The organism is Haladaptatus sp. CMAA 1909, assembly GCF_043952005.1.
GTDB lineage: Archaea > Halobacteriota > Halobacteria > Halobacteriales > Haladaptataceae > Haladaptatus.
In genome coordinates, this window is record NZ_JBIOAV010000001.1 from 2096552 (window position 1) to 2113439 (window position 16888).

Genomic DNA, 16888 nt, shown 5'->3' on the forward strand with positions numbered 1-16888 from the left:
CGGACGGTTACATCGGAAGCCGTTCTCGGGCGAACCGCTTGAGCAGCGGGATGTCCTCCCAGTGGAGGAGCTTCATGATGCCGCGGAGCTTGCCGTTGTTCGCGTTCGCACGCGAACTGTGGGTGAGCTGTTTGAGGTCGCGAATCAGCGTATCGTAGCGCTCGTTCTCCGCGAGGTAGAGGAGCTGTGTCATCAGCAACCGCGTTCGCATCTGCGGGGCGACGTCGCCGTGCCAGAGCTTGTCGTAAATCGACATCTTCTCCGCGGAGGTGTCCGATGCGCTGGTCATGAAACACCGGTCCGCGGTTATCGCCGCCGCGCGGGCGGACTTCATGCCGGTGTGAATCCCTTCGCCCCAGAGCGGGTCGATGGTCGGCACGGTGTCGCCGATGGCCATGAAGTTGTCCGTGGAGAGGCCGCCGGGCATCTGGATGTGGGCGGACCCGCGGTGCTGTTTTCCCTCCAGCCGCTCCGCGTTCTCGAAGCGCGGGTCGGTGTCCAACCAGTGTTGGAGGTAGTCGTCGATTCCCATGCCCTCCTTGGCGTAGTCGTGGTGGCTCTCGTTCTGGATGTAACAGAGGCCGACCTTCGCCGTGTCCTCGCCGGTGTGGAAGATCCACGAGTAGCCGCCCGGCGCGAGGTTGTGGTCGAGTCGCAGCATCATCGCATCCGTGAGGTCGGCGTAGCCTTGTGGATTCACGTCGACGCCTTCCATCTCGAACTCGACGCCGATGGCCTGATTCTCGCGTTTCAGGTTGCTCACGCCGAGGCTCTTCGCGAGGGGCGCGCTCGGGCCGGTGGCGTCGATGACGATGTCGCCGTACACCTCTTGGTCTCCGGCGTAGCGGACGCCGACGATTTCGTTGCCGCTCATGATGGGCTTCGAGACGCGGGCGCCGAACCAGTATTCGGCACCCTCGTCCCGTCCGTCGGCCACCAGAAACCGCTTGAAGTCCGCGAATTCGAGGACTGCACCGGGTTGCGATTGGACGAAGTGTTCGCTCGGCGATTCGAGGACCACGTTGTCGGTGTAGTTCATCACCACGTCGTCCGGAATGCCGAAGGCCGCCATCATCGAGGAGAACGTTCCGGCGGTGGACTTGTTGCTCTGCCGCGGGAACGTGTCTTCCTTTTCGGCTTCGAGGACGACGACGTCGTAGCCTCGCTGGGCCAAGTCCCGCGCACACTGTGCGCCCGCGGGACCGGCACCCGCGATGATAACGTCGAAATGCTCGCTCATGCCATCACCCTTCGGTCGAAGAGCGAGGGTCGTTGCTCCGCCGTTCCGGTCGCTCGAACTGACGAGGGGTCGGCCGCCGTTCGGCCGTCGGTCGCGTCGCAAATCCGGCCAGTGTCGAGGGAGTCGGGTAAAACGGTCGCCGCGGCGGGGGAGTACCCGACACCGCTGACGACAGTGCGTATCTCCGCAGTCATCTCTATCCATTCTTACCGGCCACGTCATAAAAAACAGACGCAAACGGCCGCGAGAAACGGATTTGGTCGTACGATGTAGGTCAGAAATTGAACGGAGATCGTCGCGAAATATCGACGCAAAACGGGGGACGGGTCGCTATCGAGGCGAGCGAAAACGGGAGAAAACCGAGCCGACGAGAATCGGACCGTGATTCAGTAGAACTCGCGCACGAGGTCCATCGCGTCGTCGGGTGCGCCGTCGGGAATCTCGGACATGTTGCCCTCGATACCGTGGAGTTCGCTGTACGGGACGCTGTCCTCGTCCTGATAGATGACGCCCTGATACTCCTTGCTGGCGTCGAGAATCTTGTCCTTGGCCGCGTCGTAATCCGAGGAGTCGTGGCCCTCGTCCGCGAGGTCGACGATGGAGTCGCGGAAGTAGTCGTACGTGTCCACGTCGTTGAACGTGACGCACGGCGAGAAGACGTTCACGAAGCCGAAGCCGTCGTGTTCGATGGCCTTCTGAACGATTTCGGCGTGACGCTGTGCGTCCGTCGAGAACGACTGTGCGATGAACGTCGCGCCCGCCGAGAGGGCGAGCGCGAGCGGGTTGACCGGCGGCTGTTTCGGGCCTTCCGGCGTCGTGCTCGTCTCGAAGTCCTCGCGGCTGGTCGGCGAGGCCTGTCCCTTCGTCAGTCCGTAGATGCGGTTGTCCATGACGACGTAGGACATGTCCACGTTCCGGCGCACGGCGTGAATGAAGTGACCCACACCGATGGAGTAGCCGTCACCGTCGCCGCCCGCGACCATCACTTCGAGGTCGGGGTTGGCGAGTTTGACGCCGGTGCCGACCGGGAGCGCACGTCCGTGCACGCCGTGAATCGCGTAGGAGTGCATGAACGTGCCGATCTTACCGGAACAGCCGATACCGGCGACGACGAAAGTATCGTCCGGGCTGTTACCGGTTTCGGCGAGTGCCTTCATCATCCCGTTCATCGTCCCGAAGTCACCGCATCCGGGACACCACGTCGGTTGCTTGTCCGACTTGAAGTCGGTGAATCGAACCTCTGAACTCATGCTTCTATCTCCTGTCCGAGTTTCGCCTTGATGTCTTCGGCCAACTCGTCGGCCTTGAATCGAATACCGTTGTACTTGTTTATCCGCTCGACACGGGTAAGTGCGTCGTGTTCGAGAACGTTCGCGAACTGTCCGGTCGCGTTACACTCCACAACGATGACCGTGTCCGCTTCCTCGATGTCCTCGGTGAGATCCGGGCGCGGGAAGAGGTACGGAACCGAGAGGAACCGAACGCTCACGTCGTCCGCTTCGAGGAAGTCGAGGGCTTCGCGCATCGGCCCTTCGTTCGATCCCCACGAGATGACGAGCGTGTCGGCGTCTTCGTCGCCGAACTCGCGCGGACTCCAATCCTCTTCTTCCCGTGCCGTCTCGACCTTGCGGTTTCGCTTGTCGACCTGCTCGACACGGATTTCGGTGTCCTCGGTCCGACGACCGAGCGCGTTGTGTTCGAGACCGGTGGACATGTGCGCACCGCCCTTGGTTCCGGGGAACGCACGGGGGCTGACGCCGTCGGCAGTCGGGAAATGAGGCTGGAAGCGATCCTGCTCGTCCGTCCACGCCTCGATGTCGTCCTCGTCGACGATGTTCCCGCGTTCGATTTCGACCGCGTCCATATCGAACACCTCGGGCGAGAACGTCTGTTCCGTGACGGCCATCGAAAGGTCCGCGAGCAGGAAAACCGGCGTCTGGTACTTCTCGGCGAAGTTGAAGGCCTCGACGGTCTTCTGGAAACATTCGGCGACGTTCGTCGGTGCGACGACGAACCGCGGAATCTCGCCGTGCCCACCGTACAGCGTCATGTTCAGGTCACCTTGTTCCTGTTTGGTCGGCATCCCGGTCGAGGGACCGGAGCGCATCACGTCGCAGATGACGAGCGGCGTCTCGCTCTGTGCGACGAGGCCGAACGTCTCGGTCATCAGGTCGATACCCGGTCCGGACGTCGCCGTCATCGAGCGTGCGCCCGCGCGCGCCGCGCCGAGCGCCATGTTGATGGCCGACAGTTCGTCCTCGGCCTGCATCACGGTGCCGCCGAAGTGTTCGATTCGACCCGTGAGGTACTCCATCACGTTGGTCGCCGGCGTGATGGGGTAGCCGGAGTAGAAGCGACAGCCGGCGACGAGTGCACCCATGCCGATCGCCTCGTCACCGTTGAGCAGGACGTAGTCGTTGTCCGTCGTTTCCACGTCGTACTCGAAGTCGTGGTCGTACTCCTCTTGGACGTACTCCTGCCCGAGACGGGCGGCTTCCTTGTTGTTCTCGACGATGGCCTCACCCTTCGCGCCGAACTTCTTGTCGAGCGCGCTGTCGAGGTTCTCGATGGGGAAGTTCGCCACTTCACACGCCGCGCCGAGCGCGACGGTGTTTTGCATGATGGTTCCGCCCGCGTCCTTTGCGAGACTGCGAAGCGGAACGGCCAATCCGATCATCTCCTCGGGGATGTCGACGTCCTCCATCTCCGTTCGCTCCCCGTCGTAGATGATCACGCTGTCTTCGTGAAGTTCGTCGAGGTTTTCGTCGATGGTCCGCTGGGTTAGTGCTACAAGGATGTCCAGTCGGTCGACGACGCTCTCGACTCGGTCTGTAGACGACCGGATCTTGTACGCGGTGTACCCTCCTCGAATACGGGACGCGAAGTCCTTCGAAGTGAAGACATGTCGGCCCGCACGGGAGAGCGCTTGCGCAAAGATTTTCCCGGTCGAATCGATTCCATCGCCGGCTTCGCCGCCGATGGCCCAGTTCAGGTCTTGCATCACTGCTACGTTACCCGGTGGCAAATCAAAAGCCTTCTGAAGCGGAGTCGGCGAAGCGACAAGGAATTTGGTTCTTACGGCCGACGATCCACCTATGGATGGTACCGAAGTCGAAGTGAAGGCCGTGAGAGATGTCGGCGAAGGGACAATCGTGCTGGAAATCGAGTCGCCGCCGGAGTTCGACGCCCGGCCCGGACAGTTCCTACAGGTCGCCGGAACCGTCGATGGTGAGCGGGTCACGCGTCATTACACCCTTTCCTCGCCCGACGCGGACGGGACGTTCGAGATCACGGTGGGTGTCGACCCCGAAGGAGACCTCAGCCCGTGGCTCGCGGAGCGCGAGGCCGGAGAGACCGTGACCGTTGCTGGCCCGTTCGGCCGCTCGTACTACGAGGGGGAGTCCCGCGTCGTTCTCCTCGCAGGCGGGCCGGGCGTGGGTCCGGCGGTCGGAATCGGCGCGCGCGCGCTGGCCGACGGAGGTGACGTGACCATCGTGTACCGCGACGACGAACCGGCCCACGAGGAGCGACTGCGGGAACTGGAGGCCGACGGCGCGACGGTACTCGTCACCAAGGGGTCGCTGACCGAAAGCGCGGCGGTGCGGGACGTCCTCTCGCGGGCGGACGGGCAGGTGTTCGTGTACGGGTTCGCGGATTTCCTGTCGGAGGCACACGGGGTGTTGGCGGCGACGGGACACGACCCGGACGACGCGAAGGAGGAGAACTTCGGCTGACGTCCCAAAAAACAATACCCTTTTATCACACCGTGAAAATAACCCTCACTCAATGGGTCTCAGATGTTCGCTGATAGGACACGATTACGGCGAGTCCGAAATAGAGCGAGAGCGTGAAGAGCAGGGTAACGAAGTCATCGTGACGGTCCGAGAGTTCGCGGAGTGCCGACGCTGTGGGAACGAGAAGGTCGTGAGCGAGAACAAGGAGGTGACGGCGATAGAGGAACCGGAACCGACGCCGGAACCCATCGAGAGCAGGTCGGCGGACCGGCGGGCGGAACCACCGGCCGAGACGGAAATCATCGACTCCTCTCCGACCACGGAATTCGAATCGGAATCGGAACCCGCGACGTTCAACGACGACGACTTCGAACCGCCGGAGAGCGCCGAGGACGACGACGGCGTCATCCTCGAAGACGCCGAAGACGAGGTGGAAGACGACGGCGAACGCGGACACGGCGAATGGCCCGAAGCGGACGATACGAACGCGGGAGACGAAACGAGCGAACCCGCGGAGTGGCCGGATACGGGGCTCGAAGACGAGGGATTCGACGCACAGGTCGGCGACAGCAGCGACGCGGAAGTGAGCTTCGGCGGGAGTTTGACCCCCGAAAGCGCGCCGGCGATGGACGACGAGACCGAGTTCGTGGAAGCCGAACCGCGCGAAGAGACGGGATTCGTTCGGACCACGCGACCCAGCCCACAGACAGATACCGGTTTCACGCGGGCGCGGGAAGCGCCGAAACCCGACCAAGCCTCGAATTCGAGCGCCGACGCTGAACTCGTCTGCCCCGAATGCGGACAGTTCGGTGGGACAGCGTCCGGGTCTTCGCTTCGCGCGGGCGACATCTGCCCCGAATGTCGGAAGGGATACCTAAGCGAACAAGAGTAGACGCGACGCGAAAAGAGTAAACATCCACCCCTCCAATCTGGGGCCAACTCATGAAAGAATACAAAATGCGACGCGGTGAGCATCTCGAAGACCGAATGCCGGACCTGAAAGCGAGCATCGAGGACTATTTCGGTCCCGTAACGGCGACGGAGGAGTTCAACGGACACGACCTCTACGTCGTCGAGGAACCCGACAACCCGGTGTTCAAGCGAATCGTCGCCGGTGCGGCGTCCTACAGCGGGAAGAAGGACAAACTCGCCGTGGACTTTCAAGAGCGTCCCGCGGAGGACGTCATCGCGGAAGGTAACGCCGACGCCGCCGCCGACGCGGTGAGCAAGAAAAACGAGTTCCTCCTCGAAGCGACCGGCCGCGACGCGAAGGCACGCCGTGACTCGCTGAAGCGGACCGTAGAAGACGACGCGGATACGCCGGACAGCGTCTAATTCCGACCGAGTTTTGTTCGACTGATGCTGACACTGGTAGGCGTGACGATGAGTTGGTCGTCACCTTTCTGAACGATATCACCGTTGACTTCGCGGGCGACCTGTTGCAGTTCGTCCGTGATACGCTCAACGGTGGTATCCTGCGTTCGAAGTCGAGTGATATCGGCGATGACGATGTCGCCGTCGTACACGGCGTCCTTGATGTCGATGACGTCCTGCTGGCCTTGGATTTCCGCGATGTGAACGCTCACGCGCGATTCGTCGGGCGCGGCATCGAAGTCGTCCAAATCTAGCTCGACGTAATCCCCGGCGCCTCCGGAAGGAGCGTCGCCGAGAATCTTATCCATGAATCCCATAGAACTACGGGGCCATCGAACGAGTATAGTTCTTACGTCAGACGGCGCGTACGAAAACACGGCGGCGGCAGGCAGAACAGTTCTAACGAGCACGCATTGTGACAAATTAAGTGTGGAAATAGTGTAAGAGAGTACCGGATAACTCCAACGAGCCGACGGGTGAAGTCGGACCGTTCAGCGGGAGTGTCGATTTCGATATCGGCGGGTTCGAGCGACGTGCGACTCGTTCGCCGGAAAACGGACTTTTTTCGTCGCGGGCTGTGTCCCCCGGTTCATGACGTTCAGCATCTGTGTCAGGGAACGGTACACCGACGAGGAGGGAACGGATCGGACGCGGTTCGGCGTCGCGGTCACGACACGACTCCCGGCGGTCGGAACGCTCTGTCCGTTCGCCAGCGAGAACGGAGCGATCGCCACCCAAAGCCTCGTCAACGTCGAACTCGGACGAAAGGGAATCGAATACGTGGACGACGGACTCGCCATCGAGGACGCTCTCTCGGCGCTCCTCAACGCCGACGACGGGGCGGAAAACCGCCAACTCCACGGCATCGACACGGACGGGACGTTCACCTTCTCCGGCGAGGAGTGCAACGGTTGGTACGGCCACGAGAGCGGCGAGAACTACACCGTCGCCGGGAACCTACTGACCGGCGAGTCCGTCGTCGCCGAAACCGCGCGAGCGTACCGCGAGAGTAAGGACGAGGACCGACCACTGGCGAGACGTCTCATCGACGCGTTGGCCGCGGGGCAGGCCGAGGGAGGGGACAAACGGGAAGCGTTGCACGTCCAAAGTGCGGCGCTCCTCGTGGAGACGACGGAGACGGCGGAGACGGACGGGAGGGACCCCTACTACAACGATTTACGCGTGGACGCCACCGAAACGCCAATAGCGGACCTGCGAGAGGCGTATTCGCTCGCGAGTGACGGGTTCGATGCCGCCGTAGAGCGCTACGAGGCGGCGCGGGACGCGGACGAACGTGACGAGTGAGTCCGGATCGCCGTGTCGGCTCTCCGTAGGTCGCTGAACCGTCGGTATCCGACCCGAGTCGGTCCAAACGGGTGGGTTTATGCACGAGACGAACGCACGTCGGATCATGGAAGTCAAATCTCGCCACCATCTCCGAAGCGACGAGGTTCGAGAGATAGAAACCGCGCTCGAAGACAGCCTCGGCGTCGAACTGGACGCTGACACTTACGAACTCGTGGAGTTGGAGGACTCGGAGTTCGACATCGTGCTGGTCGACGGGGAACCGACGGTCGTTTACGTGGAGGAGGAACCGTTTCTCACCGTGCAGGGTGCGAACTCTTACCCGCCGACGAAACGAGTCGTCACGGTGGACGCGGGTGCCGTCTCGTTCGTCAGCGACGGCGCGGACGTGATGCGGCCCGGCATCGTCGAGGCGAACGACGACATCGAACCGGGCGACCTGGTCGCCATCGCGGAGGAGACGCACGGCAAGGTCCTCGCCATCGGACGTGCGAAAACCGACGGCGGCGAGATGGTCGGTGATTCGGGGAAGGTCGTCGAATCGGTTCACTTCGTCGGCGACGAACTGTACGAGTTCGTGATCTGAATCGAGTGGCACAAAGGGGAAGTGAAGGGGCGTCGAAGGAACTAGCATGTGGGGTTCCCGGCGGAACCGGGAGAAAAAGTCAGTCATCTGCATCGCGTGTGGCGACGCCGTTCGTCGCTCCGCGGCCCGCGAGTACGACAAGGAGGGAAATCGCTGGGAGCGGAACGGGAAGACGTTCGAACACCTCTGTAAGGCGTGTCACCGCGAACTGTGTCATCAACCACGTGACGAACTGGAAGGGTTGTTGGTGGATATCGACGCGGGGAGTGTCGAGCAGATGGAATTTTTGGCCCGGTACGAAACGGCCGTCAAAGACCGTTACGGCCCACTGGGAGAACGGGAAGGGTAGTCAGTCGATACGCCTAACTTCCCGAGACCCTTACCAGCGGCCATGACGAGCGACGCACAGGCCGAGGCGGGAACCGCCGAAGGCCAAGGGCCGGTCGAAATCTCCGAGGACCTCGCCGAGCGACTGGACAGCAAGCGCGAAACGCTGTTCGAGAAGTTCGAAATCAGGGACGGGTTTCCGGGGGCCGTGATGACCGAGGCGGAGAAGCGAACGGAGAACATCCAGCAGGAGATTCAGGACGAGGCCGACGAGCGAACCGACCTGCGGGACATGACGACATGGACGACGGACCCCATCGACGCACAGGACTTCGACGATGCTATTTCGGTCGAAGAGCGCGAAGACGAGTACGTCCTCTGGGTCCACATCGCCGACGTGACCCACTACGTTCACCCCGAATCGAACATGTGGGAGGAGGCGGTCAAACGCGGGAACACGGTGTACCTCCCCGGGTACACGATTCACATGCTGCCGCCGATGCTCGCGGAGACGGTTTGTTCGCTCGTCCCGAACGAGGACCGCCTCGCACACACCGTCGAGATGCACCTCGACAAGGAGAACCTCTCCTACGAGACCATCGACATCTACAAATCCGTCATCCAGAGCGACGAACGACTCACCTACTCGCAGGCCGAGGAGCGACTCGACGACGAGGATGCGCCGCTCCACGAGGAGTGTAAACTCTCGTTCGAACTCGCGGACCGGATGCACGAACAGCGGAAGGAGGACGGCAGCCTCGTCCTGAACCCGCGACGCGACCGCGCCCACACCATCATCGAGGAGTCGATGCTGAAGGCGAACAAGGCCGTCACGCACGAACTGATGTGGGGCCGCGGCGTCGAGGCGATGTACCGCGTCCATCCGCAACCGACGCCCGACGAGTGGGGGAAGGCGCTGCAGGAGATTCAGGATTTGAACGGCGTCTCGATTCCGGGCAGCACGTGGGACGACCCGCGGATGGCCGTGAACGCCACGCTCGAGGACGCACCGGGGCGACAGCTCGACAAAATCCAGTGGGCCGTGATGAAGGTGATGCCCCGCGCCCGCTACATGAGCGACCCGTTCGGGGGGCATCACGCGCTGAACTTCGAGATTTACGGCCACTTCACCAGCCCGATTCGACGGCTTTCGGACCTCATCAACCACTGGATCGTCTACACGAACGACGTGCCGGAGGACCTCGTGGCGCTGTGTGACCGCGCCAGCGACAAACAGGCCGACGCCGAAGCCTGCGAGCGCGAATACAAACAGTTCCTCGAAGAGGTCGGCCTCGACCCCAACGCGGTCAACAACCGCGGTATCGAAATCGTCAAAGACGACGAAGGCGACGAAAACGAGGGCTGAAGCGGTCGAACGGCCGATTCCACGTTTTCATCCATGTTCCCCGACTCGCGCAACATCCTCGAACCGAACTGTTCGCGGTGTCCCGAACTCGTCGAGTGTCGAAACCGTATCTCCTGGGGGACCGGCCCGCTTTCTGCCGACGTGATGGTCGTCGGCGAGGCACCCGGCGCTGGAGAACCGGACGCCGAGCGGTGGCAGGGCGGCAACTGGACGGGGATGGCCTACACCACGCGCCACTCGGGGCGCAAAATCCGGTCGTTGTTTGCCGACCTCGGCCACGAGGCGTACTTCACGAACGCCGTGAAGTGCTTTCCCGAGGGAGACGACGGGTCGAACCGGGAGCCGCACGCCGGGGAGTTGGAGAACTGTTTCGACCACCTGCGAACCGAAATCGAACGAATCGGCCCCTCCGTCGTCGTCTCGACGGGAAAGTACGCCACCGAAACCGTACTCGATTTCGAGTCGATTTCCGTGGACGGCTTCCTCGACCGGGTGCTGTCGCCGGTCGAGTGCGAACGGCTCGGCGTGACGCTGTTGCCACTCTTACATCCATCCTACGAAAACATCTGGCGTGAACGACTCGGTTACGACCGGTCGGGGTACGTCGCTGCCATCGAGTCCAAGCTCACGGCTCTCGTTTGATCACTCGTCTGCAGGGGCCGCTCCGGACGTACCCGACGTCGAAGTCGGGTCATCCGCGATTCGAATCCATCCGTCGCTTTCGTACGTAATCTCGTAGCCACGGTATCTGAACACCGCTTTGCCACCGTCTCGAATCTTCCCATCGACCCGCTGTCGGAACAGCGAGTCGAGTGCGTCCGGGTCCACGGCGTCGTACAGGCGCGGCCCGATGTCGTTGGGTGATGACGTGCCCTCGTGCTCCGCGATCGCGTTGACGATGGCGGTACTGGGCCGTTCACCGTCCTGCAAACGGTAGGAAGTATGTTCCATTCCAGTACCTGCTTTAAGATTCGTCAATGGATAAGTATGTCGGATAAATCTGTGCGATTCGGATTCTAAAGATAGAATTTCCGCGATTTCGAAATAATCTCCTCGGTGTCACTCCGAGACGGACTTCTCCCCGAAATGGTCGAAGGGTCGGCTGTGCTCGTTTTTGACCAGCACTTCGTTCACGACGTCCAACCCGATTTCATCGAGTTTCCGGGCGATGGCGGTCACGTCGTCACGGGTCCGTGCGACTGCTTCGACGTGGAGGTTCTCCACTCCGGCCATGATCTCCGTGACGTTGACGACTCCCGACGCGTCGAGCGCTTTTTCGCCCAACTCCTCGCGGTCGGGAATCGGCGCGGTGCAGATGAAGAGGACCCGAAGCGGAAATCCCGCGTCGTGGTAGTCGATTTTGGGATGGTAGCCGTCGATGACGCCCTTCTTTTCGAGTCGTTGGAGTCGGTTACCGACGGTGCTGGCGGAGACGCCCACCGCATCGCCGATTTCGGTCGTCGTCACGTTACGCGCGTCCTGTTGGAGCAAGTGAAGGATGCCCCGGTCAACGTCGTCGAGTGTGTCGTGGCTCATTGCTGTCGTCTGTAAATGGTCTCTCGGTTTTCGGTCCTAAAAAGTCGGCACGCGTTCGAGATGACAAACTTTCGTGGGAGGAGTGGCCGAAACACGGCGAGAAGCCAACTCGCCACCAGGGCCTCCGGCACCGTCGAACACTTGCCAATTCCGTCACACCCGGGCTTCGGGCGTATTTCATACGAGTACCGCTATCGGCTTTATTATATTCCATCTAATCCGGATGCGGCGGGCGAGAACTGGGTGAAACGGTAGTCGAATCGAAGTCGCGGGTTCATTCGGATTCCGGGTTTCAGGCCGGTTTTCGCGGGGTTTTAGGGTGTGAAACGGTGAGAGAACCGACATATGATGGGGGAACGAGTGACTCATTGGAGAGTGGTGACTGCCACTGGAACGAATTCGATCGGAATGAATTATACTCCGACTCGGTGCCCTCCAATGGAGCAACCAGCAACGCGTTCGAGGTCGCAGGCACGAACGAACCGCGTTTTCTGAATGGGATTCGGGAGCGTCGGGTCGTAGACGACGAAGAGGTACACTGCGTCGTCCTCGACCAGCTGGACGTGGTCCGGGAGCCACAGCCGATACCGACCGCGTCGTCGTCCGGTCGCCGTCTTCGTCCATTCGAGACAGCCTTTGATTTGCACCTTCGTCCCGTCCGCTTCCATCAGGTCGATGGCGTTCGAAACGTCGAACTCGCGGTACGGGTCGTGTTCTGCATAGAACGTGGCGTCGAAGTAGCTATCCCAAACGAGTTCCATCGGGAAGCGGTTGCAGAGGTCTTCCTCGAAGTTCTTTCGCGAGCGAAGCGAGCGGGCCGACGACTGAACGGAGCGAAGTGAAGGAGGAGTGCTTTTGGTCCAGCTTTTACAGGGAGCCGTCAGGAGTGACGACAAACGTCGTCACTCCTGATAGCGACCGTCGTAAAAGGTGGAAGTGGACTCGCCGGGATTTGAACCCGGGGCCTCTTCCTTGCGAAGGAAGCGATCTGCCACTGATCTACGAGCCCTCGACTTATTGTACCGCTCGGTCGTTACTTGTAGCTTGTGTTTCGACGCGAAGGATGTGAAGGCGTCCCGCGATTAGGCCGACCGCGAAGCCGGTGAAGTGGGCGAGGAGCGCCACGCCCGGCGCGGCCGTCATCAGCGTGATGAGGGCGGTAAAGACGACGACGATGGCGGCTTGTGCGCGCCGCGAGAGGCGAAGCCGTCCGAACACGGCGTCCGAGACGGGGTTCCCAGCGAGGAGGTAGCCGTACAGGCCGAGGACCGCGCCGCTGGCTCCGAGGACGGCGGGAGCACCGGCGGAGAACAGGCCGCCGACCCACACCTGCACGAGGCCAGAGAGCATTCCGACGGTGATGAAGAAGGCGTGAAAGCGCGCGGTCGTCGTCACACGTTCGACGAGAAGTCCGGCCACCACCAGCGCGATGGCGTTGGAGAACAGGTGGCCGAAGTTGGCGTGGGAGTAGACGCTCAACGGGAGCGTCCACGGGCGAACCCCGACGGGAGGTGCGAGTGCGAACAGGCTGACCGCCCAGAAGGGCTTGATGAACCCGAGTGCGGACTGGAGGGCGAACACGACGGCGAAGGCGACGAGCGTCTGTATCGTCGGCGAGCGGGGGAGACGCATACCACTACTCATCACCGAAACCACAAAAAACGAACCCCACGGAGCGACCGCTGGTCGGCGGGTGAAAAACGAAAGAAGATCGCGCGGATTTCCGAAAACGGGGATACGAGGTATCCCTTAGTCCTCGAGGACGATTTCGATGCTCACGTCGTTCGGGACCTGAATGCGCATCAACTGTCGAAGCGCGCGTTCATCGGCGTCGAGGTCGATGAGGCGCTTGTGGACGCGCATCTCCCAGTGTTCCCACGTCGCAGTGCCCTCTCCGTCGGGCGACTTGCGCGTCGGGATTTCCAGCGTCTTCGTCGGGAGCGGAATCGGGCCGCTCAGGGAGACGCCGGTTTTCTCGGCGATTTCGCGGACATCGTCGCAGATGTCGTCGAGGTCCGAGGGGTTGGCTCCCGCAAGTCGGACACGTGCTTGCTGCATCGTTTACTTCTCGTTGACTTCGAGGACTTGACCGGCCGCGACGGTCTGGCCCATGTCACGGATTGCGAACGAGCCGAGTTCCGGAATCTCGCCCGCGGGTTCGATGCTGAGTGGCTTCTGCGGTCGAACCGTGACTTTTGCTGCGTCACCGGACTTGATGAAGTCGGGGTTCTCCTCCGCGACTTCGCCGGTGGACGGGTTGATCTTCGCGTCGATGGACTCGATGGTACACGCGACCTGCGCCGTGTGGGCGTGGAAGACAGGCGTGTAGCCGGCCGTGATGACGCTCGGGTGCTGCATCACGACGATACGGGCCGTGAACGTGTCGGCCACTTTCGGCGGGTTGTCGGCCGGACCACAGACGTCACCGCGACGGATGTCGTCCTTGCCGATGCCGCGGACGTTGAATCCGACGTTGTCACCGGGTTCCGCTTTCGGAACTTCCTCGTGGTGCATCTCGACGGTCTTCACTTCGCCGCCGACGTCGCTGGGCTGGAACGAGACGTTGTCGCCCGTGTTGAGCGTACCGGTCTCGACACGTCCGACCGGCACCGTACCGATACCGGAAATCGTGTAGACGTCCTGGATTGGCAGACGGAGGTCCGCGTCCGTCGGCGGCTCGGGTGCTTCGAGGTCGTTGAGGGCCTCGAGCAGCGTCGGGCCGTCGTACCAAGGCGTGTTGTCCGAGGACTCGGAGACGTTGTCGCCCTCGAAGGCCGAGGTGGGGACGAACGTCGCGTCGTCGGACTTGAAGTTGACCTGCTTCAGGAGCTTCGAAACCTGCTCTTTGACGTCGTTGTAGGTGTCTTCCTTGTAGTCGACGACGTCCATCTTGTTGACCGCGATGATGAGCTCGTTGATACCGAGCGTCTTCGAAAGGAAGACGTGCTCTTGGGTCTGCGGCGCGACACCGTCGTCGGCGGCGACGACGAGAACCGCGTTGTCCGCCTGCGACGCGCCCGTGATCATGTTCTTCACGAAGTCGCGGTGGCCCGGACAGTCGACGATGGTGAAGTAGTACTCGTCGGTGTCGAACTCCTGATGGGCGATGTCGATGGTGACACCACGCTCTCGCTCCTCCGCGAGGTTGTCCATCACGTAGGCGAACTCGAAGCCGCCCTTACCCTTCTCTTCCGCTTCTTCGCGGTGCTGTTCGATTACGTGCTCCGGGACGCTCCCTGTCTCGAAGAGGAGTCGCCCGACCATCGTGCTTTTACCGTGGTCGACGTGGCCGATGACGGCCAAGTTCTGGTGTGGTTTGTCGCTCATTGTATATCTCACGCGCAGATGCGCTCTGGAGGAATTATTTGGCAGAAGCGGTTAAAACCATTTCGATACGCTATGCAGGCCATCTCGCCGCCGTCTGGCGGTTAATGGCAACAGATGTCATGGTGGAACGGAACACGGACGGTCGTCACGACTCCCGATCGAGACGGGTCACATCGGCCAAAACGGCGGTAGCGGTTTCGTCGCCGCCGGCACCGCGACCGCTGATGTTCAGCTGCCCCGCGTGTTTCGTCTCGAACTGAACGATGTTTCTCGTTCCCGAGACCGCAAGCGTCCCGTTTTCGGGTACCAAACGTGGACCGACGCTGACCCCGTTCGGGGACACTTCGCCGACCAACCGAATCGTCCATCCGTCCTCCGCTGCGAGCTCGAGCGCGCTTCCCGGCAGGTCTCGGATGCCCTCGATGTCGGCGTCCGCAATCGTGTAGCCCCCGTCGAACAGCACGTTCGCGAGAATGGCACATTTCAGGGCGGCGTCGGTGCCGTCGACGTCGAACGACGGGTCGGCCTCCGCGACGCCGAGGTCCTGTGCTTCAGCGAGGACGTGTTCGTAGCTCAGCCCCTCGGTCGCCATTCGCGACAGGACGAAGTTGGCGGTCCCGTTGAGGACGCCGCGAACCGCCGTGACGTTCTCGGTGCCGACGTCGGTGATGGTCGAGAGGACGGGGATCGCACCACCGACGGTCGCCTCGAAGAGGAGGCCTCCCTCGCTATCGCGTTCGAGTTCGCGTAGTTCGTCGTAGCGCTCCGCGACGGGACCTTTGTTCGCCAGTACGACGTGTCGGTCGGTCGCGAAGGCTTCGCGTGCGTGGTCGAATCCGGGTTGTGCGTCCCCGAGCGTCGTCGGCGTCGCCTCGACTAACACGTCGTACTCGCTTTCCAGTGCGGTTTGCGGGTCGGCGTCCCCGACGGTGCCGTCGCTAGCCTTGCGTTCGAGCGTGTTCGCCACGTCGATGCCGCTTTCGTCTACAACCGCACCCGACGAATCCGTCAGCGCCGTTACGGTGTGTCCGTACTCCCCCGCCAGTTCGACGACGGACCGACCGACGGCACCCGCACCGAACACGGCGATTTTCATGCGACTTCCTCCCCATCGGTCAGCGGTCCGATGACGCGTAACTCCTTCTCGTCGGCGACCGTCCCCACGGTGTCGAGGACGTCGCGCGTGTCGGCCGAATCGGTAGCGAGGCGCAACCGGGCACTCGATACGTCGCCCGTTCCTTCGGGTGCGGACAGCGAAATATCGACCACGGACGCGTTCGATTCCGTCGTAATCCGGGAGAGGGTATCCGACACGTCGGTGTCGATGATGTGCCCGGTGAGAATCACCGTGACCTCCTCATCGTATCGCTCCGCCCCTGCGCGAATGACGTTGATGCTCGCCGTTCGGAGCGCGGAAACGATGGTGTCGAAGCGGTTGGGGTGACACTCGAAATCGACTTCGACCGGAATGTTGCCGCGAGGGGTAAGCGACCCGCGTTCGTGAAAGACACTGAGTAAGTTGCCGCCGTAGTCGGCAATCGGTTCGAGGGCCCGGAGCAGTTCGCCCGGTTCGTCCGAGAGTTCCAATCGAACCGTATACGCTTGCACCGGTCCGCCGCCGTGGTCGGTCATACTGACAGGATTGGGGGACGGGGAGCAATAAACCTTCAGTCGGGCGCAAAATTCTCCAATCGAATGAGGGCAACGGGTTGCAATGGAGACGAACGGTACGAAACCGAGATTAGTCCGATCCTATGACATGCGTTAACGGGGTCGTAGTAATATCCCTCGACAGTGAACGCCGAGTCGGTGATAGATGATGCGATTTACCGATGCCATCGGTGCGAGTAGTTCCAGTGCGACCCGGAATCACGTGTGTGCGTTCTGCCAAACGGCGTTCGATAGCCGCGAACGCGTCTGCCCCGTGTGCGATGCGGAAATCGTCTTCCGGGGTGACCGATAGCTGAGCGCAGTGGCCCAAACCGGGTACTCGATGGGACAGAGACGCGACTGAGTGGACGATACCGCCGAAACCGATAGATGCTGTTATTAGTATCCCTGACCGCGAGATGCATCTCAGCGCACCCATAGCG

General features: G+C 61.8%; 22 protein-coding genes and 1 tRNA gene. 9 read left to right on the top strand and 14 right to left on the bottom strand.

Translation table 11 applies throughout. The annotated features are described in order from the left end of the window. Positions 1-7 precede the first annotated feature (7 nt). The 4 genes from ACGYLY_RS11480 to ACGYLY_RS11495 all read right to left on the bottom strand — a co-directional run bounded on the left by ACGYLY_RS11480 (position 8) and on the right by ACGYLY_RS11495 (position 4244). Positions 8-1240 carry a digeranylgeranylglycerophospholipid reductase gene (locus ACGYLY_RS11480; protein WP_395281480.1) on the bottom strand — a complete coding sequence of 411 codons (1233 nt, stop codon included), beginning with the start codon at positions 1238-1240 and terminating at the stop codon, positions 8-10. Then, positions 1237-1434, bottom strand: a complete 198-nt coding sequence (locus ACGYLY_RS11485; RefSeq protein WP_395281479.1) for a hypothetical protein — start codon at positions 1432-1434, stop codon at positions 1237-1239. Before ACGYLY_RS11485 ends, ACGYLY_RS11480 begins: the two co-directional genes overlap by 4 nt. Positions 1435-1626: 192 nt before the next feature. Beyond that, on the bottom strand, positions 1627-2490 hold the full coding sequence (locus ACGYLY_RS11490; RefSeq protein ID WP_231184689.1) for a 2-oxoacid:ferredoxin oxidoreductase subunit beta: 864 nt from the start codon (positions 2488-2490) through the stop codon (positions 1627-1629). Further along, on the bottom strand, positions 2487-4244 hold the full coding sequence (locus tag ACGYLY_RS11495) for a 2-oxoacid:acceptor oxidoreductase subunit alpha (RefSeq protein WP_395281478.1): 1758 nt from the start codon (positions 4242-4244) through the stop codon (positions 2487-2489). Before ACGYLY_RS11495 ends, ACGYLY_RS11490 begins: the two co-directional genes overlap by 4 nt. 91 nt (positions 4245-4335) lie before the next feature. Here ACGYLY_RS11495 and ACGYLY_RS11500 point away from each other — a divergent pair, with 91 nt between their 5' ends. Genes ACGYLY_RS11500 through ACGYLY_RS11510 form a run of 3 tightly spaced genes read left to right on the top strand, consistent with a single transcriptional unit; the run spans position 4336 to position 6309 of the window. After that, positions 4336-4974 (top strand): FAD-dependent oxidoreductase, encoded by a 639-nt coding sequence (locus tag ACGYLY_RS11500; RefSeq protein ID WP_395281477.1) that lies wholly within the window; start codon positions 4336-4338, stop codon positions 4972-4974. 52 nt (positions 4975-5026) lie between these two features. Continuing rightward, a complete protein-coding gene (locus ACGYLY_RS11505; RefSeq protein ID WP_395281476.1) occupies positions 5027-5866 on the top strand; it encodes an oxidoreductase in 840 nt (279 codons plus the stop codon). A gap of 50 nt (positions 5867-5916) precedes the next feature. Next, a complete protein-coding gene (locus ACGYLY_RS11510; protein WP_231184693.1) occupies positions 5917-6309 on the top strand; it encodes a DUF5611 family protein in 393 nt (130 codons plus the stop codon). Here ACGYLY_RS11510 and sepF read toward each other — a convergent pair. Continuing rightward, positions 6306-6665 carry a cell division protein SepF gene (gene sepF / locus ACGYLY_RS11515; protein WP_231184694.1) on the bottom strand — a complete coding sequence of 120 codons (360 nt, stop codon included), beginning with the start codon at positions 6663-6665 and terminating at the stop codon, positions 6306-6308. The genes ACGYLY_RS11510 and sepF overlap by 4 nt on opposite strands. A gap of 274 nt (positions 6666-6939) precedes the next feature. On the opposite strand from sepF, the gene ACGYLY_RS11520 reads away from it, so the two are divergent. From ACGYLY_RS11520 to ACGYLY_RS11540, 5 genes are all read left to right on the top strand, one after another. Further along, positions 6940-7653 carry a DUF1028 domain-containing protein gene (locus tag ACGYLY_RS11520; protein WP_395281474.1) on the top strand — a complete coding sequence of 238 codons (714 nt, stop codon included), beginning with the start codon at positions 6940-6942 and terminating at the stop codon, positions 7651-7653. A gap of 106 nt (positions 7654-7759) precedes the next feature. Then, entirely contained in the window at positions 7760-8239 is a 480-nt protein-coding gene (locus tag ACGYLY_RS11525) for an RNA-binding protein (protein WP_395281473.1), read from the top strand. 46 nt (positions 8240-8285) lie between these two features. After that, positions 8286-8588, top strand: coding sequence for a hypothetical protein (locus ACGYLY_RS11530; protein WP_395281472.1), 303 nt, complete (start codon positions 8286-8288; stop codon positions 8586-8588). Positions 8589-8630: 42 nt separating this feature from the next. After that, positions 8631-9932: a ribonuclease catalytic domain-containing protein gene (locus ACGYLY_RS11535; protein WP_395281471.1), complete on the top strand. Its 1302-nt coding sequence runs from the start codon at positions 8631-8633 to the stop codon at positions 9930-9932. 33 nt (positions 9933-9965) lie between these two features. Further along, on the top strand, positions 9966-10574 hold the full coding sequence (locus ACGYLY_RS11540; protein WP_395281470.1) for a uracil-DNA glycosylase family protein: 609 nt from the start codon (positions 9966-9968) through the stop codon (positions 10572-10574). On the opposite strand, the gene ACGYLY_RS11545 is transcribed toward ACGYLY_RS11540, so the two are convergent. From ACGYLY_RS11545 to ACGYLY_RS11585, 9 genes are all read right to left on the bottom strand, one after another. After that, entirely contained in the window at positions 10575-10883 is a 309-nt protein-coding gene (locus ACGYLY_RS11545; RefSeq protein WP_395281469.1) for a HalOD1 output domain-containing protein, read from the bottom strand. A 108-nt stretch (positions 10884-10991) separates the two neighbouring features. After that, positions 10992-11468 carry an Lrp/AsnC family transcriptional regulator gene (locus ACGYLY_RS11550; protein WP_395281468.1) on the bottom strand — a complete coding sequence of 159 codons (477 nt, stop codon included), beginning with the start codon at positions 11466-11468 and terminating at the stop codon, positions 10992-10994. 413 nt (positions 11469-11881) lie between these two features. Then, positions 11882-12229: a hypothetical protein gene (locus ACGYLY_RS11555; protein ID WP_395281467.1), complete on the bottom strand. Its 348-nt coding sequence runs from the start codon at positions 12227-12229 to the stop codon at positions 11882-11884. Positions 12230-12405: 176 nt separating this feature from the next. Then, positions 12406-12477, bottom strand: a tRNA-Ala gene (locus ACGYLY_RS11560). A gap of 5 nt (positions 12478-12482) precedes the next feature. Beyond that, positions 12483-13100 (bottom strand): rhomboid family intramembrane serine protease, encoded by a 618-nt coding sequence (locus ACGYLY_RS11565; protein WP_395281466.1) that lies wholly within the window; start codon positions 13098-13100, stop codon positions 12483-12485. 117 nt (positions 13101-13217) lie between these two features. After that, the gene (gene rpsJ, locus ACGYLY_RS11570) at positions 13218-13526 is read right to left on the bottom strand and encodes a 30S ribosomal protein S10 (protein WP_007979652.1); all 309 of its coding nucleotides are present in this window, start codon (positions 13524-13526) and stop codon (positions 13218-13220) included. Between the two features lie 3 nt (positions 13527-13529). Further along, positions 13530-14795, bottom strand: a complete 1266-nt coding sequence (tuf, locus tag ACGYLY_RS11575) for a translation elongation factor EF-1 subunit alpha (protein WP_231184741.1) — start codon at positions 14793-14795, stop codon at positions 13530-13532. Positions 14796-14940: 145 nt separating this feature from the next. Then, the gene (locus ACGYLY_RS11580; protein WP_395281464.1) at positions 14941-15891 is read right to left on the bottom strand and encodes a homoserine dehydrogenase; all 951 of its coding nucleotides are present in this window, start codon (positions 15889-15891) and stop codon (positions 14941-14943) included. After that, positions 15888-16427, bottom strand: coding sequence for an amino acid-binding protein (locus ACGYLY_RS11585; RefSeq protein WP_395281463.1), 540 nt, complete (start codon positions 16425-16427; stop codon positions 15888-15890). The genes ACGYLY_RS11580 and ACGYLY_RS11585 overlap by 4 nt, the downstream gene beginning before the upstream one ends. A 187-nt stretch (positions 16428-16614) precedes the next feature. Here ACGYLY_RS11585 and ACGYLY_RS11590 point away from each other — a divergent pair, with 187 nt between their 5' ends. Next, entirely contained in the window at positions 16615-16758 is a 144-nt protein-coding gene (locus ACGYLY_RS11590; protein ID WP_395281461.1) for a hypothetical protein, read from the top strand. Positions 16759-16888 lie beyond the last annotated feature (130 nt).